The sequence below is a fragment of the Streptomyces sp. NPDC056373 genome, from assembly GCF_042262425.1.
Taxonomy (GTDB): Bacteria; Actinomycetota; Actinomycetes; order Streptomycetales; family Streptomycetaceae; genus Streptomyces.
Map to the genome: position 1 here is coordinate 161811 of NZ_JBHJPX010000010.1, position 14845 is coordinate 176655.

Here is a 14845-nt window from a genome sequence, read left to right on the forward strand (position 1 = left end):
GAGGCCCCAGATGCGCGCAACCGTGGGCGACCAGCTTGTCCAGCACGGCAGGGTGGTCGGTCAGCACGACAAGATCGGCGAGATCGTCGAAGTGCTCGGCCAGGAGGGCAACCCCCCGTACCGCGTCCGGTTCGAGGACGGGCACGAGGGCGTGTGCTCCCCGGGACCCGACACGGAGATCAGGCACAGGGAGACCATGACCGGGCCCTGACCGGGCGCGGGTGCGACGCGGGCCGTCCGCAGGGGCGGTGTCCCGGCGCGGGCCGAGCCGCCACCGGGCACAGCGCGAGACGACTCGGCGCAGCGAGCCCCACCGCTGTGGCAACCCGGCGGGACGCGGGTCAGCGCGGGGTGCCCCTGCGGCAACTCGGCGGGACGCGGGTCAGCGGGGCGTGCGCCTGCGGCAACCCGGCGGGACGCGGGTCAGCGCGGCGTGCGCCTGCGGCAACTCGGCGGGACGCGGGTCAGCGGGGAGGCGACGCGGGCTGCCCGTAGTGGTCGGCGACCACCCGAGCCATGGCCCCGATCCGGTCGGCAGCCACGTCCCGGGCGGCGAAATAGACGTGCCCGCGCACCTGCGCGTACTTCCCGGCCAGTGTCAGATGCCGGGACAGCTCGGCCGTCTCCTGCCACGCCGCGGGCTGCGCCGGGTCGCCGGCCTTGTACAGCGCCTCCCCCACGTACAGCTGCGTCGGGCTGTCGCGCGCGACCTTCGCCCACCAGGCCACCAGCTTCGCGTAGTCGGCGGCGGCGAAGCCGATGTTCCAGTACAGCTGCGGGACGATGTAGTCGATCCAGCCCTCGCGCACCCACTTACGGGTGTCCGCGTGCAGATCGTCGTACGTCTCCACACCCGCCGTCGTGTCCGAGCCGAGCGGGTCGGTCCCGGCGTTGCGCCACACGCCGAACGGGCTGATGCCGAAGTGGGCGCTCGGCCGCACCTCCTTCACCCGGTCCGCGGTCTCACGCACCAGCCGGTCGATGTTGTCCCGCCGCCAGGCGGCCCGGTCCGGGAAGCCGTCACCGTGTTCGTCGTAGGCGTCGTCGTCGTCGAAGGTCTGCCCAGCGACGGGGTAGGGGTAGAAGTAGTCGTCGAAGTGGACGCCGTCCACCGGGTACTTCGCCACCGCGTGGAGCATCGCGTCCTCCACGAAGGCACGGACCTCGGGCAGCCCAGGGTTGTAGAAGAGTTTCCCGCCGTAGGTCACCACCCAGTCCGGGTTCTTGCGCGCCGGGTGGGAGGCGGCGAGCCGGGCCGGGTCGGCGTGGGTGGCGATCCGGTACGGGTTGAACCACGCGTGCAGCCGAAGACCCCGGGCATGCGCCTCCTTGACGGCCGTGCCCAGCGGATCCCACCCGGGGTCCTTGCCCTGGGTGCCGGTGAGGTACTGCGACCACGGCTCGTACGGTGAGGGCCACAGGGCGTCCGCCGTGGGCCGGACCTGGAAGAACACGGTGTTGAGCCGGTTGCGGACCGCCGTGTCGAGATGGGTGAGCAGTTCGGCGCGCTGCTGCGAGGCGGTCAGCCCCGACTTGGACGGCCAGTCCCGGTTGGCCACGGACGCGATCCAGACGCCCCGCATCTCGGGGTCCGGCGCCCCGCCCCGGCGCCGGCCCGCGGCCGACGCCTGAGGCATCATCGTGAAAGCCGACAGCGCCGCGACCGCCAGCGCCCTGCGTGAGACTCGTCCCATCCGCATGCTCCCAAAAGCCGCTGATCCGCCTCGTCGCGGATCGCTCCGGGGCCAGCATGCCCGATGCGGACCCGCCCCCCACGATCGATCATCAATACTTCGGAGTAACGTGCACGAACGGAGCAGGCGCCGGGACCCGGCCGGTCTGCCCGGACGTAGATCAGCAGCGAAAGGGACGATGTGACGGACACCCCAGCGGGAGACATTGCACGCGTCGGAGTCGTGGGCTGCGGGCAGATGGGCGCTGGCATCGCCGAGGTGTGCGCCCGGGCCGGCCTGGACGTCATGGTCGCCGAGACCACCGGCGAGGCCCTGGAGATCGGCCGCACCCGGCTGTTCACCTCCCTGGCCAAGGCAGCCGAGCGCGGCAAGATCACCGAGGAGGAGCAGGAGGCCACGCTGGCCCGCCTGAGCTTCACCACGGACCTCGGCGAGTTCGCCGACCGTGATCTGGTGATCGAGGCCGTCGTCGAGAACGAGCAGGTCAAGACCGAGATCTTCCAGGTGCTCGACCAGGTCGTGACCCGGCCGGACGCGATCCTGGCCTCCAACACCTCCTCGATCCCGCTGGTGAAGCTGGCGGTCGCGACCTCGCGCCCCGACCAGGTCATCGGCATCCACTTCTTCAACCCGGCCCCGGTGCAGAAGCTCGTCGAGCTGATCCCGGCGCTCACCACGTCCGAGGGCACGATCAGCCGCGCCCAGATGTTCACCGAGAAGCTGCTCGGCAAGCACGCGATCCGTGCGCAGGACCGCTCCGGCTTCGTGGTCAACGCACTGCTGATCCCGTACCTGCTCTCCGCGATCCGGATGTTCGAGACGGGCATCGCCAGCCGCGAGGACATCGACAACGGCATGGAGATGGGCTGCGCCCACCCGATGGGCCCCCTGAAGCTGTCCGACCTGATCGGCCTCGACACGGTCGCCTCGGTCGCGCAGTCCATGTACGAGGAGTTCAAGGAGCCCCTGTACGCCGCTCCCCCGCTCCTGCAGCGCATGGTCGACGCGGGCCGGCTGGGCCGCAAGACGGGCTCGGGCTTCTACACGTACGCCTGATCCGATCCACTTCGCCGCGCGGCGCGCCCCCGCGGCCGATTACGGACGGTCAGATTTCGGCCATACAGCGGGCCCGGCACCGGAGTTGGTGCCGGGCCCGCTGCATTCACACACCGTGTGCGCGGCGGGCTCGCATATGCCCTACGCACACTCTCCCCAGGCGCCCACCAGGCGAGTTGACTCCTCATGCGCATGCAAGGGATGTGAAACGACTACGGAAAGGAGCGGACTCGTGACCGCCGAGCCCGAGCATCCCGTCGTCCATGGAGAACTCGCAGAGTTACGGCGCCGCCTCGATGTGGCCTACGCCCGCGTCGAGGGCGGACTGGCTCTGCTCAGCCACCGCACCGAGGAGACCGCCAAGGAACTCGACGAGCTCAACACCCGGATCAACTCGCTGGAACACGCGCGCTGGCCGCTGCCCGCGGTAGCCGCCCTCACCGCCGTGGGTGCCCTCGTCGTGACGATCTGGCAGGCACTGGGACGCTAGCCGCAACAGGCACTTGATCAGGGCAGCGTGTCCTGACCGAGCCTGAGATGGTGCAGCAGGAGTAACGCGGCCGCCATGTTGGCGGCCGGGACCTCGCCCCGGGCGACCATGTCGGGGACGAGCTTGAGGGACACCCATTCCCGGCGGTCCGACTCGAAGTCGTCCACGGGGTGCCCGACGTACTCGCCCTCGTCGGCCCAGTACACATGGTGCCGGGCGTCGGTGAGCCCGTTGGACGGCTCCACGCTCATGAGGTGGTGCAGGGGCCCCGGCCGCCAGCCGGTCTCCTCCTCCAGTTCCCTGGCGGCCGCACGGGCGATGTCCTCACCGTCCTCGACCACTCCTGCCGCGAGTTCCCACCCCCAGCTGTCGGTGATGAAGCGGTGCCGCCAGAGCAGCAGCACCTCGTTCGCCTCGTTCACGACCGTGGCCACCGCAACGGGCCGCAGTCGTATGAGGAAGTGGTCCAGATGCCTGCCGTTCGGCAGTTCGACATCCGCGAGATTGACGCTGAACCAGCGGTTTGAGTACACAGTTTGCTCGTTGTGTTTCGTCCACTGCACGGTTCTGCCACCTTCCGTCGAGTAAGGGGCAATATCGCAGCAGGGACGGACGGGTAGCAGGCGCACGGGAAGCGCCTCGGAGCGATCCGGGCACCGGGGCCCGGATCTACAACGGTACGCGCAGTGCTCCGTCGATGAGTTCGGCGGCTTCGGCGGTGCCCGCGCAGCCACTGCGCACCAGGTGCTCCCGCACCGCGCGCAGCCGGTCACGCAGCCGCTGGGACTCCATGCCCCGGGCCTGCTCCGCCATCTGCACGGCGATGGCCACCGCCTTGTCGGCGTTGCCCTGCCGCAGCTCGATGGTGCTGAGCATGGCCAACCGGTGCACCCGGCCGCGGTCGTGCGCCGGGTTGCCGACGGCTGCCGCGGCATGCTCCCCGGCGGCCGCGATCTCGCCCAGGCTCAGCAGCGCCTCCGCGACCTGGACGTTCACGAGTCCGGGCTGGACATAGCCGGTCTCGTCCGGCTCGTGGCCGCGCCGGATGCGCTCGGCCGCCTGCTCGGCCCGCCGGATGCGGGACAGGGCGCTCGTGCCGTCGCCGAGGTGTGCGTACGCCTTGGCCTGCATCGCGTACAGGTCGGAGGCGAGCGCCGGGGTGATGTGCTTGCCGGCGGCCCGCAGCGCGGCCTCCGCGAAGGCGACGGCCTGCCGGTACTCCCGCATGAACAGCGACTGGTTGACCAGCAGCGCTATGACGTACGCCCCGAGCCCCCGGTCACCGCTGGCCTTCGCCAGCCGCAGCGCCTGGTGGAAGTAGCGCTGGGCCAGCCCGTGCGCGTCGGAGTCGTAGGCGCAGATGCCGGCGACCGCCACCAGCCCGCCGGTGGCCCGGTGCAGTTGGCGGCCGGTCTCGTCGGTGTAACTGCCGCGCAGCAGCGGGGCGGCCTCGGCGTTGAGGAAGCCGACGATCCGGGCCCGGGTGGCGATGCCCCCGGCCTTGCGGTACATCTGCTCGTAGTGCGTACGGGCGGCCCGCAGCATCTCCAGGTCGCCCGCGGTGACCCGGTGTCTGCCGCCCCGCGAGACGTCCACGTCCTCGGGCGGGTTCTCCCACTCCCACACCGGCATCACCGCGGGCGTGCCGGTGAGGGCGGGCGCGCCCAGGATGTGCGGGCGCTGCTGCTGGTCGCAGCGCCACAGGGCGGTGGCCCGCTCGACGAACCCGGACAGCGTGCCGGTGTGCGGGGCGGACGGTTCGCCGGGCACGCCGAGGCCGATGTCGTCGAGGGTGACGTGCCGTTGCAGCCGGGCGGCGAGCACCTCGCAGATCAGATCGGGCACTTGGCCCCGGGGGCGCTGCCCCTTCAGCCACCGGGCGACGGCGGTGTGTTCGTACCTCAGGGACAGGCCACGGGCCCGCCCTGCCTGATTGACGTGTGCGGCCAGCCCCGCGTGCGAGATCCCGGCCTCGTCCAGGATCGCGTCGAGCAGAGTGTTGGGCTGCATGTGGGCCCCCCGGTGGCTCGGTGCCGACAGAGTAGTGGTTCCGCCTTCACACGGGGTGTGAACGGAGTGCTCGAATCCGCAGGGTGCGCGCACTGTCGCTCAGAGTCGCCGGCCGGTTGACTGAACTCCCTCGAAAGAGGCCGGCCGGGCCGCCGGCTCCCCCTCGTACAGTGCGGCGGCTCGCTACCGCCGTCCGCCCGGCTGCCTGCCCGACACTCCGTGGCGGGGCGGACGGCTCCGCCGGCCGGGCCGGGCGAGTCATCGCCGTTGTGTCAGCTGTGTGCCGTCGACTGCGGGCGCGTCGTGGTTGTTCGCGCAGTTCCCCGCGCCCCTGAGGGACATGTGCCGGCCGTTAGTGAGGATCAGCAGGGCGATGTCGTCCGCCGGTTCGCCCCGTGTGTGGTGCCGGAGGGCGGTGGAAACCCTGCCGAGGACCGTAGGCGATGAGTCCGGCTCATCCCGTACCGCGTCTTCCAGAACAGTCGCCAGGGGGAAGAACCGGCCACGCGCGTCCCGTGCGTCCTGGGCTCCGTCCGTGTAGAGGAACAGGGTGTCGTCGGGTTCCAGACAGCCAAGGTGCAGCGTCGGCAGAGCAGTCGGGAGGGGGAACAGGCCCAGGGGCGGGTGCGGGTCACATGGGGCCAGTTGCTCCACCCGGCCACCGCTCAGCCGGTACGGCCACGGGTGCCCGCAGTTCAGGGCGAGCATCTCCCCGTCGGGCCGGATCTCCACGAGCAGCAGCGTCACGAACTCCTCGGCGGCGCTCGCGGGATGCTCCTGGCGCAAGTGACGGTCCAGGGCCCGTTCCAGCCGGCGCAGCACCCCGCCGAGGTCCGCCTCGTCGTGGGCCGCCTCGCGGAAACAGCCGAGCACGGCGGCGACGGTCCCGAACGCGCCGATCCCGTGCCCGCGCACGTCACCCATCACGGCCCGGACGCCGTGCTCGGTGGCGACGACCTCGTACAGGTCGCCCCCGACCGCGGCGCCACGCTCCGCCGACACCTGGACGGCCGCCACGTCCAGCCCCTCGACCCGTGAGGGCAACGGCCGCAGCAGCGCGCGCTGCGCTGCACCGGCGACCCGGCGCATCTGCCGCAGCTCACGCATCAGCGCGTGCCGTACCTGAAGGATCAGCCCGGTCCCCACCGCGAAGAAGACCGCACTGGAGACGATGCGCGCCTGGAGACCGGTCTCCTGGGCGAGCGGACAGGCCAGCTTGTACGCGACGGCCGCCGCGCCCCACACGATGGGAAGGCCGAGGCTGCGTACCCGGCCCCTGACGCGGATCATGCCGATGGCCCCCCAATAGGCCCTGACGCACAGAATCGGACCGGCCCAAGAAGGCCGGTCCGATTCTGTCGACAGCACGCCGGGAATGGGGGAGATCACCCGCCTTTACCACTCAAACGAGTGAGGTGACCCGCCCCTTGGGCACTCAGCTCCGCAGCTCCGCACCCACCCGCTCACCCGCGAGGGCGACCGCCGCGTCCCGGGCAGCGGAAGCCTCGTCCACGGTCAGCGTCCGGTCGGGGGCGCGGAACCGCAGCGCGTACGCCAGCGACTTCCGCCCCTCGCCCAGCTGCTCGGCGTTCTCGTACACGTCGAACAGCCGGATGGACTCCAGCAGTTCCCCGGCACCGTCCCGCAGCGCCGCCTCGACGTCCACGGCCGGCACGAACGCGTCGACGACGAGGGCGACGTCCTGCGTGGCGACGGGGAACGTGGAGATCCGGGGCGCCGCGGCCGTGGCGTCACCGGCGGTCTCCACCGCGTCCAGGTCGATCTCCATCGCGCAGGTGCGCGCCGGAAGACCGAGCGCCTTCACGACCCGCGGGTGCAGCTCGCCCGCGTGCCCCACGATCCGCTCGGCCCCGTCCGCGGTGACCGCCAGTTCGGCGCACCGCCCCGGGTGCCACGGGCCGTACTGGCCCTTGCGGATGACGAGCTCGGCGCCGGCCTCACGGGCGACGGACCGTGCGGCCTCGACCGCGTCGGCCCAGTCGGCCGGGCGGCCCTTGCCCCACCAGCCGGCCTGCTCGCGCGCACCGGCGAGGACCACGGCCACGTGCCGCGGCTGCTCGGGCAGCGCCGCGTTCAGCTCGGCGAGCTCCTCGTCGGTCGGGCGGCCCTCGACGGGCAGTACGGCCGCGATCCGCTGCTCCTCACGCGGCAGGAAGACCAGGCCGGTCTCGAACAGCGCGAGGTCGTGCGAGCCCCGGCCGTCGTTGCGGCGCAGGGCGGCGAGCAGCCCCGGCAGCAGCGAGGTGCGCAGCGCGGGCTCCTCGTCGCTCAGCGGGTTGCTGAGCTTCACGACGCGGCGGGCCGGGTCGTCCCTCTCCAGGCCGAGCTGGTCGAAGACCTGCTCACCGATGAACGGGTAGTTCAGCGCCTCGACGTAGCCGGCACCGGCCAGGGCGCGGCCGACGCGGCGGTGCAGCCGCTGCCGGTCCGTCAGGCCGAGGCCGGCCGGCGGCTTGGGCAGCGTGGAGGGCAGGTTCTCGTAGCCCTCCAGCCGGATGACCTCTTCGGCGAGGTCGTTCGGGTCGGTGAGGTCGGGCCGCCAGGACGGGACGGTGACGATCAGCTCGTCCTGCCCGACCACGTCGCAGCCGACCTCCTGGAGGCGGCGCACGACGGTCTCGCGGCCGTAGGCGACGCCCGCGACCTTGTCCGGATGGTCGGCCGGGACGGTGATGGTGCGCGGCGCGGACGGGGCGAGGACCTCGGTGACGCCGGCCTCGGCGGTGCCGCCCGCGAGCAGGACCAGCAGGTCGACGGTGCGCTGCGCGGCGGCCGCCGCGGCCTGCGGGTCGACGCCGCGCTCGAAGCGCCGGGACGCCTCGGAGGACAGCTTGTGGCGGCGGGCCGTACGCGCGATGGTGACCGCGTCGAAGTGCGCCGCCTCGATGACGACGTCCGCCGTGGCGTTCTCGACGTCGTCGTGGTCGGCGATCTCCGTGTCGGCGCCGCCCATGACACCGGCGAGCCCGATCGGGCCGCGGTCGTCGGTGATGACCAGGTCCTCGGCGTCCAGCGTGCGCTCGGTGCCGTCGAGGGTGGTGAGCTTCTCGCCCGCCTCGGCCCGGCGCACCCCGATGGTGCCCTGGACCAGACCGCGGTCGTAGGCGTGCAGCGGCTGGCCGAGCTCCATCATCACGTAGTTCGTGACGTCGACGGCGAGGGAGATCGGGCGCATGCCGACCTTCTGCAGCCGGCGCCGGAGCCAGATCGGGGAGCGGGCCTCGGCGCTGAGGCCGGTCACCGTGCGGGCGGTGAAGCGGTCGCAGCCGGTGGGGTCCGTGATCTGCACCGGGTAGCCGTAGGCGTTCGGGGCGGGCACGTCGATCAGCGCCGGGTCGCGCAGCGGCAGGCCGTAGGCGGTGGCCGTCTCACGGGCCACGCCGCGCAGCGACAGGCAGTAGCCGCGGTCGGGCGTGACCGCGATGTCGAGGACCTCGTCGACCAGTTCCAGCAGTTCGACGGCGTCCTTGCCGATCTCGGTCTCCGGCGGCAGGACGATGATGCCCTTGGTGCCGTCGTCGCCCATGTTCAGCTCGTCGCTGGAGCAGATCATGCCGCGCGACATCCGGCCGTAGGTCTTGCGCTCGGCGATCTGGAAGTCGCCGGGCAGGACGGCGCCGGGCAGGGCCACGACGACCTTGTCGCCCACGGCGAAGTTGCGGGCGCCGCAGATGATCTCCTGCGGCTCACCCGTGCCGTTGGCCTGGCCGACGTCGACGGTGCAGAAGCGGATCGGCTTCTTGAAGTCCGTCAGCTCCTCGATCGTCGCCACCTGGCCGACGACCAGCGGACCCTTGAGGTCGGCGCCGAGCTGCTCGACGGTCTCGACCTCCAGACCGGCCGAAATGAGCTTGGCCTGCACGTCACGACCGGTCTCCGTCTCCGGCAGGTCGACGTACTCCCGCAGCCAAGAAAGCGGGACCCGCATCAGATCTCCATCCCGAACGGCCGGGTGAACCGGACGTCACCCTCGACCATGTCTCGCATGTCCTCGACGTTGTGGCGGAACATCAGCATCCGCTCGATGCCGAACCCGAAGGCGAACCCGCTGTACTTCTCGGGGTCGACGCCGCAGGCGGTGAGCACCCGCGGGTTGACCATGCCGCAGCCGCCGAGCTCGATCCAGCCTTCGGAGGAGCAGGTGCGGCAGGGACGGTCGGGGTTGCCGATGGACTCGCCCTTGCAGACGTAGCAGAGCATGTCCATCTCGGCGCTCGGCTCGGTGAACGGGAAGAAGTTCGGCCGCAGCCTGGTCTTCATGTCCGCGCCGAACAGGGCCTGGACCATGTGGTCCAGGGTGCCCTTGAGGTCGGCCATCGTCAGGCCCTCGTCGACCGCCAGCAGCTCGATCTGGTGGAAGACGGGCGTGTGCGTGGCGTCCAGCTCGTCGGTGCGGAACACCCGGCCGGGGCAGACGATGTAGACCGGCAGCTCACGGTCGAGCAGCGCGCGGGCCTGCACCGGGGAGGTGTGCGTGCGCAGCACGACCCCGGACCCGGACTCGTCGGTGCCCTCGGGGCCCTGGACGAAGAAGGTGTCCTGCATCTGCCGGGCCGGGTGGTCGGGCAGGAAGTTCAGGGCGTCGAAGTTGAACCACTCCGCCTCGGCCTCCGGCCCCTCGGCGACCTCGTAGCCCATGGCCACGAAGACGTCCGCGACGCGCTCCATCATGGTGGTGAGCGGGTGCCGGGCGCCGGACGGTACGCGGTCGTAGGGCAGCGTGACGTCCACCGCCTCCTCGACGAGCACGCGCGCGTCCCGCTCGGCCTCGAGCTCCACCTGGCGGGCGGCGAGGGCCTTGTTCACGGCACCACGGGCCTGGCCGACGCGCTTGCCGGCCTCGGCCTTGGCGTGCGGGGGCAGGGCGCCGATCTCGCGGTTGGCGAGGGCCAGCGGGGAGGTGGGGCCGGTCTGGGCGACCTTGGCCTCGTGGAGCGCGTCGAGGGAGTCCGCGGCGGCGAAGGCGGCGAGCGCCTCGTCCCGCATGCGCTCGATCTCTTCCGGTTTCAACGTCTCGACCTCGACAGGGTCGTACGACTTATTCGGTGCCGACATCTCTTCCCGTGCTTCCGATTGGCTGGCTGGAGGTCCCCGTCTCGGACTCGGACGGCCGCCTGAAGGGACACAAAGGTGCCAATGGCCGAGTCTAACGGGGTGGAGGGTCCCTCCAGGACGCCCGGTCCCAGAGGGGTTCCTCAGGTACAGGAATGCGCCCGCGGGCTCAGGCGAGATAGGCCGGAGCGCTCACGGGCAACGTAAATCGGAACTCGGCGCCGGCGCCGGGGGCGCGGCCGACCGTGATGGTGCCGCCGTGGGCTTCGACGATGCCCTTGACGATGTAGAGCCCGAGGCCCGTCCCGCCGCGCTTGCTGCCCCGCCAGAAGCGGGTGAAGACGCGGTTCATGGACTCCTCCGGGATACCGGGCCCCTCGTCGCTCACCGTGACCGACGTAGCTGCGTTCTCGGCGTACTCGCCCTCGCGGAGGGACGCCGTGGCCGTGACGTCGATCGTGACAGTTCCCTCGCCGTGCCGCACGGCATTTTCCAGGAGGTTGCTGAGCACCTGGTCGATCTTGTCGGGGTCGGCCCACAGGTCGGGCAGCGGCTGCTGGACGCGCAGCAGGAACCGGCCGGCGGGCTGTCCGGAGGCGACGTAGGCCTGGATGTGCCGGCCGACGGCGGCGCCGATGTCGACGGGCTGGCGGCGCACCTCCAGGCGGCCGGAGTCGATCCGGGAGATGTCGAGCAGCTCGGCGATGAGCCGGGTGACCCGGTCGGCGTCGGCGTCGACGGTCTCCAGCATCAGCCGTTTCTGGTCGTCGGTGAAGCGTTCCCACTTGGCGAGCAGCGTGGCGGTGAAGCCCTTGACCGAGGTGAGGGGGGAGCGCAGTTCGTGGGCGACGGTGGCGATCAGCTCGGCGTGGCTGCGCTCGGTGCGCCGGCGGGCCTCGGTGTCGCGCAGGGTGACGACCAGGCGCCGGACGGGTCCGGTCGGGCGGGTGCGTACGTAGCGCGCGGAGACCAGCACCTCGCGGCCGCCGGGCAGGAGCAGATTGCGCTCGGGCTGTCCAACGCGGATGGCGAGGCCGCCGTACGGGTCGGTCAGCTGCCACCAGCGCCGTCCCTCCAGGTCCTCTAACGGCAGGGCCTTCTCCAGACGCTGCCCGAGGGCGTCCCGGGCGCGGACGGCGGTGATGCGCTCGGCTGCCGTGTTGAAGCAGATGACACGGCCCTGCTCGTCGGCTACGACGAGCCCGTCGGGCAGCTGGTCGGGGTCGATGCCGAGGCCGGCGTGGTCACCGGATGGCCGGGACGCGGCGGGCGGGCTCCCGGCGTCCTGGGCTCCCGGTGCGCTGCTCGTGCCGACGGTCATCCCCGTACCCCACCTCCAAGGCTCGCAGAGGGGTCCCTGAGCTGGTCACCCTACTAGTTCCCGGTGACGGAGCGGCACCCTCCGGAGGCGCGCTGTGCACGCGCCGACGCATAGAGACATACGGCGGCGGCGGTGGCGAGGTTCAGGCTCTCGGCCTTCCCGTGGATCGGAACGCGCACGACGGCGTCCGTGAGGGCACGGGTTTCCTCCGGCAGACCCCAGGCCTCGTTGCCGAAGACCCAGGCGGTGGGCCCGCCCATGGTGCCCTTGTCGAGCTCCTCGTCGAGATCGCGGTCGCCCGCCCCGTCGGCGGCCAGGACCCGGACACCGGCGTCCCGCAGCGCGCCGACGGCCTGCTCCACGGGCACACCGACGGCGACCGGCAGGTGGAACAGGGAGCCGACGGAGGCGCGGACGGCCTTGGGGTTGTACACGTCGACGGAGGCGTCGGTCAGGACGACGGCCTCGGCCCCGGCGGCGTCGGCGCAGCGCAGCACGGTCCCGGCGTTGCCGGGGTCGCGGACGTTGGCGAGCAGGGCGACGAGCCGCGGCCGGGCCGCGAGGACCTCCTCGAAGGGCGTGTCCAGGAACCGGCAGACACCGACGAGCCCCTGCGGGGTGACGGTGGTGGAGATGTCGGCGATGACCTGCTCGGCGGCGAGGTGCACCCGGGCTCCGGCGTCCCGGGCCGCTCCCACGATGTCGGCGTAGCGCTCGGCGGCCTCCGTCGTGGCGAACAGCTCCACGAGTGTCGCCGCGTCCCCGGCCCGGTGCCCGGCGGCTTCCCGCACGGCCTGCGGCCCCTCCGCGAGGAACAGCCGGTCCTTCCCCCGGAAGTTCCGCTTGGCCAGCCGCCGCGCGGCCAGGACGCGGGGAGAGCGGGGGGAGATGAGCTCGGGGGTGGCGGGAGGCATCCGGTTCGCTTTCTCGGTAGCTGCACAGCAGGACCCGCAGACCATCAGGCCTGCGGGTCCTTCAGTCACATCGGCTCGGAGCCGGCGTCACGCAGCCTTCGGCGCGTTCACGTCGCTCGGCAGCGCCTTCTGGGCGACCTCGACGAGGGCGGCGAACGCACCGGCGTCGTTGACGGCCAGCTCGGCCAGGATCTTGCGGTCGACCTCGACGTTGGCGGCCTTCAGACCCTGGATGAAGCGGTTGTAGGTCATGCCGTTGGCGCGGGCAGCGGCGTTGATGCGCTGGATCCACAGCTGACGGAAGTCGCCCTTGCGCTTCTTGCGGTCGTTGTAGTTGTAGACCAGCGAGTGGGTGACCTGCTCCTTGGCCTTGCGGTACAGGCGCGAGCGCTGACCGCGGTAGCCGGAAGCCTGCTCGAGGATCGCCCGGCGCTTCTTGTGGGCGTTGACTGCCCGCTTGACGCGTGCCACTTGTTAACTCCTTGTAGCGGGGTCGTGGGGGTGCTCACACGACCCGAAATCGATTGGGTCCCGGTCTGACGTACGTCCGGCGCTCACGCGCCCGGACGTCACTTGCCGAGAAGCTTCTTGATCTTCGCGGCGTCGCCCGGGGCCATCTCGGCGTTGCCGGTGAGGCGACGCGTCACACGGGACGACTTGTGCTCGAGCAGGTGGCGCTTGCCGGCGCGCTCGCGCAGCACCTTGCCGGAGCCGGTGATCTTGAAGCGCTTGCTGGCACCGCTGTGCGACTTGTTCTTCGGCATAGCGCCGTACTCTCCTCGTCGGTGGCGCTCCGGTGCCCGGTCGTGAAACCGGGCACAGGTGGAGCGTCGTCTTGTATCGGTTGCTTCCTGGGACTGGCGTCCCGGGAGTCACGCCTCGGCGGGCTCCTCGGCGGGCTCTTCAGCCGGCGCCTCGTTCTCCGCGGCGTTCTGCGACTTGCCGGGGTTGGCCTTCGCTTCCGCCTTGCGGGCTTCCTGCGCCTGGCGCGCCTCGGCCATCGCCTCGGTCTTCTTCTTGTGCGGACCGAGAACCATGATCATGTTCCGGCCGTCCTGCTTCGGGTTCGACTCGACGAAACCGAGGTCCTGGACGTCCTCCGCGAGACGCTGCAGCAGTCGGTAGCCCAGCTCGGGACGGGACTGCTCGCGACCACGGAACATGATCGTGATCTTGACCTTGTCGCCCTGCTTGAGGAACCGGACGACGTGACCCTTCTTGGTGTCATAGTCGTGCGGGTCGATCTTCGGCCGGAGCTTCATCTCCTTGATGACCGTGTGCGCCTGGTTCTTGCGCGCCTCACGGGCCTTCATGGCCGACTCGTACTTGAACTTCCCGTAGTCCATGAGCTTGCACACGGGCGGACGGGCGTTCGCCGCGACCTCGACCAGGTCCAGGTCGTACTCCTGCGCAAGCTCCAGTGCCTTGGCCAGGGGGACGATGCCCACCTGCTCGCCACTGGGACCGACAAGTCGCACCTCGGGAACGCGAATCCGGTCGTTGATGCGGGGCTCGGCGCTGATGGATCCTCCTCGGTAGCACCACGCGACGGTCTGGCGGACGGCCGCGTAACGTCTTGTATCGATAGACCTAACCGCGCCGAAGCAATAAAAATGCCCCGGACGATCCCAGGCGGGGCTCCTCGAACTACCGGAGCACCGCCGCGGGGGGCCGCGGGGCGCGCTTTCGGACGGATCGCCGCCACTGGGACGGGACCGCCTGACCGGTGACCCGCCGCCCTGAGGGTGATCGGGTGGGAGTTCGAAAGCCTCCACTTGTGGGTCGGTCTCGCGGGCTGTGAGGCACACGTGTCCGACCGGTCGTTACACGAGATTACCAGCCGTGGCCAGGAACGGCCAATCGGTGCGTGCCGGGGTCACGTGGGAGCCGGCCGCGCACTGCGCCTATCGTGTGGGGCATGAGTGAGACCCCTCCTGAGTCCCCCGACTTCGACGCCATGGCCCGTGACATCGCCGAGGTCCCCGCGGTCGAGGTGATCGTGACGGTCGCCGTCAACCTGATGAGCGCCGCCGCCGTGAAGCTCGGTCTGACCGAGGAGGGCGAGAAGCACAAGGACCTGGACGAGGCCCGCAAGCTGGTGCACGCCCTGGCCGGTCTGCTGGACGCCACCGCGACCGAGATCAGCTCCTTCCACGCGGCTCCCCTGCGCGACGGCCTGAAGTCGCTGCAGCTGGCGTTCCGCGAGGCCTCTCTCGTGCCGGACGAGCCGGGCCAGGGGCCGGGCGAGAAGTACACGGGCCCGGTCTACGGCTAGGGCTCGTCCCAG

At 71.1% G+C, this 14845-nt stretch carries 15 protein-coding genes; 4 read left to right on the top strand and 11 right to left on the bottom strand.

Annotation, left to right across the window (positions count from 1 at the left end):
- Nucleotides 1-10: 10 nt before the first annotated feature.
- Nucleotides 11-211, top strand: coding sequence for a DUF1918 domain-containing protein (locus tag ACFCXS_RS22515; protein ID WP_104778697.1), 201 nt, complete (start codon nt 11-13; stop codon nt 209-211).
- Nucleotides 212-464: 253 nt separating this feature from the next.
- Here ACFCXS_RS22515 and ACFCXS_RS22520 read toward each other — a convergent pair whose 3' ends face one another.
- Nucleotides 465-1694 carry a glycoside hydrolase family 10 protein gene (locus ACFCXS_RS22520; protein WP_376645123.1) on the bottom strand — a complete coding sequence of 410 codons (1230 nt, stop codon included), beginning with the start codon at nt 1692-1694 and terminating at the stop codon, nt 465-467.
- 180 nt (nt 1695-1874) lie between these two features.
- Between ACFCXS_RS22520 and ACFCXS_RS22525 the strand changes: the two genes are divergently transcribed.
- Complete coding sequence (locus ACFCXS_RS22525; protein WP_376645124.1) at nt 1875-2750, top strand: 3-hydroxybutyryl-CoA dehydrogenase; 876 nt, start codon at nt 1875-1877, stop codon at nt 2748-2750.
- 232 nt (nt 2751-2982) lie between these two features.
- On the top strand, nt 2983-3240 hold the full coding sequence (locus ACFCXS_RS22530) for a hypothetical protein (protein WP_053668213.1): 258 nt from the start codon (nt 2983-2985) through the stop codon (nt 3238-3240).
- A 17-nt stretch (nt 3241-3257) separates the two neighbouring features.
- On the opposite strand, the gene ACFCXS_RS22535 is transcribed toward ACFCXS_RS22530, so the two are convergent.
- The 10 genes from ACFCXS_RS22535 to infC form a co-directional block, all read right to left on the bottom strand.
- A complete protein-coding gene (locus ACFCXS_RS22535) occupies nt 3258-3803 on the bottom strand; it encodes an NUDIX hydrolase (protein WP_376645125.1) in 546 nt (181 codons plus the stop codon).
- 106 nt (nt 3804-3909) lie between these two features.
- Nucleotides 3910-5250, bottom strand: coding sequence for a transcriptional regulator (locus tag ACFCXS_RS22540; protein WP_376645126.1), 1341 nt, complete (start codon nt 5248-5250; stop codon nt 3910-3912).
- A gap of 258 nt (nt 5251-5508) precedes the next feature.
- Nucleotides 5509-6540, bottom strand: a complete 1032-nt coding sequence (locus ACFCXS_RS22545; RefSeq protein WP_376645127.1) for a PP2C family protein-serine/threonine phosphatase — start codon at nt 6538-6540, stop codon at nt 5509-5511.
- A gap of 145 nt (nt 6541-6685) precedes the next feature.
- Nucleotides 6686-9199, bottom strand: a complete 2514-nt coding sequence (pheT, locus tag ACFCXS_RS22550) for a phenylalanine--tRNA ligase subunit beta (protein WP_376645128.1) — start codon at nt 9197-9199, stop codon at nt 6686-6688.
- Nucleotides 9199-10326, bottom strand: a complete 1128-nt coding sequence (pheS, locus tag ACFCXS_RS22555) for a phenylalanine--tRNA ligase subunit alpha (RefSeq protein ID WP_189589464.1) — start codon at nt 10324-10326, stop codon at nt 9199-9201. The genes pheT and pheS overlap by 1 nt, the downstream gene beginning before the upstream one ends.
- A gap of 166 nt (nt 10327-10492) precedes the next feature.
- The gene (locus ACFCXS_RS22560) at nt 10493-11644 is read right to left on the bottom strand and encodes an ATP-binding protein (protein ID WP_376645129.1); all 1152 of its coding nucleotides are present in this window, start codon (nt 11642-11644) and stop codon (nt 10493-10495) included.
- A gap of 53 nt (nt 11645-11697) precedes the next feature.
- The gene (locus ACFCXS_RS22565) at nt 11698-12558 is read right to left on the bottom strand and encodes a TrmH family RNA methyltransferase (RefSeq protein WP_376645130.1); all 861 of its coding nucleotides are present in this window, start codon (nt 12556-12558) and stop codon (nt 11698-11700) included.
- An 87-nt stretch (nt 12559-12645) separates the two neighbouring features.
- Nucleotides 12646-13029 carry a 50S ribosomal protein L20 gene (rplT, locus tag ACFCXS_RS22570; RefSeq protein WP_003989074.1) on the bottom strand — a complete coding sequence of 128 codons (384 nt, stop codon included), beginning with the start codon at nt 13027-13029 and terminating at the stop codon, nt 12646-12648.
- Nucleotides 13030-13127: 98 nt separating this feature from the next.
- Complete coding sequence (gene rpmI / locus ACFCXS_RS22575; protein WP_003977225.1) at nt 13128-13322, bottom strand: 50S ribosomal protein L35; 195 nt, start codon at nt 13320-13322, stop codon at nt 13128-13130.
- 108 nt (nt 13323-13430) lie between these two features.
- Nucleotides 13431-14081 (bottom strand): translation initiation factor IF-3, encoded by a 651-nt coding sequence (infC, locus tag ACFCXS_RS22580; RefSeq protein ID WP_221760418.1) that lies wholly within the window; start codon nt 14079-14081, stop codon nt 13431-13433.
- A gap of 395 nt (nt 14082-14476) precedes the next feature.
- On the opposite strand from infC, the gene ACFCXS_RS22585 reads away from it, so the two are divergent.
- The gene (locus ACFCXS_RS22585; RefSeq protein WP_062925865.1) at nt 14477-14833 is read left to right on the top strand and encodes a DUF1844 domain-containing protein; all 357 of its coding nucleotides are present in this window, start codon (nt 14477-14479) and stop codon (nt 14831-14833) included.
- Nucleotides 14834-14845 lie beyond the last annotated feature (12 nt).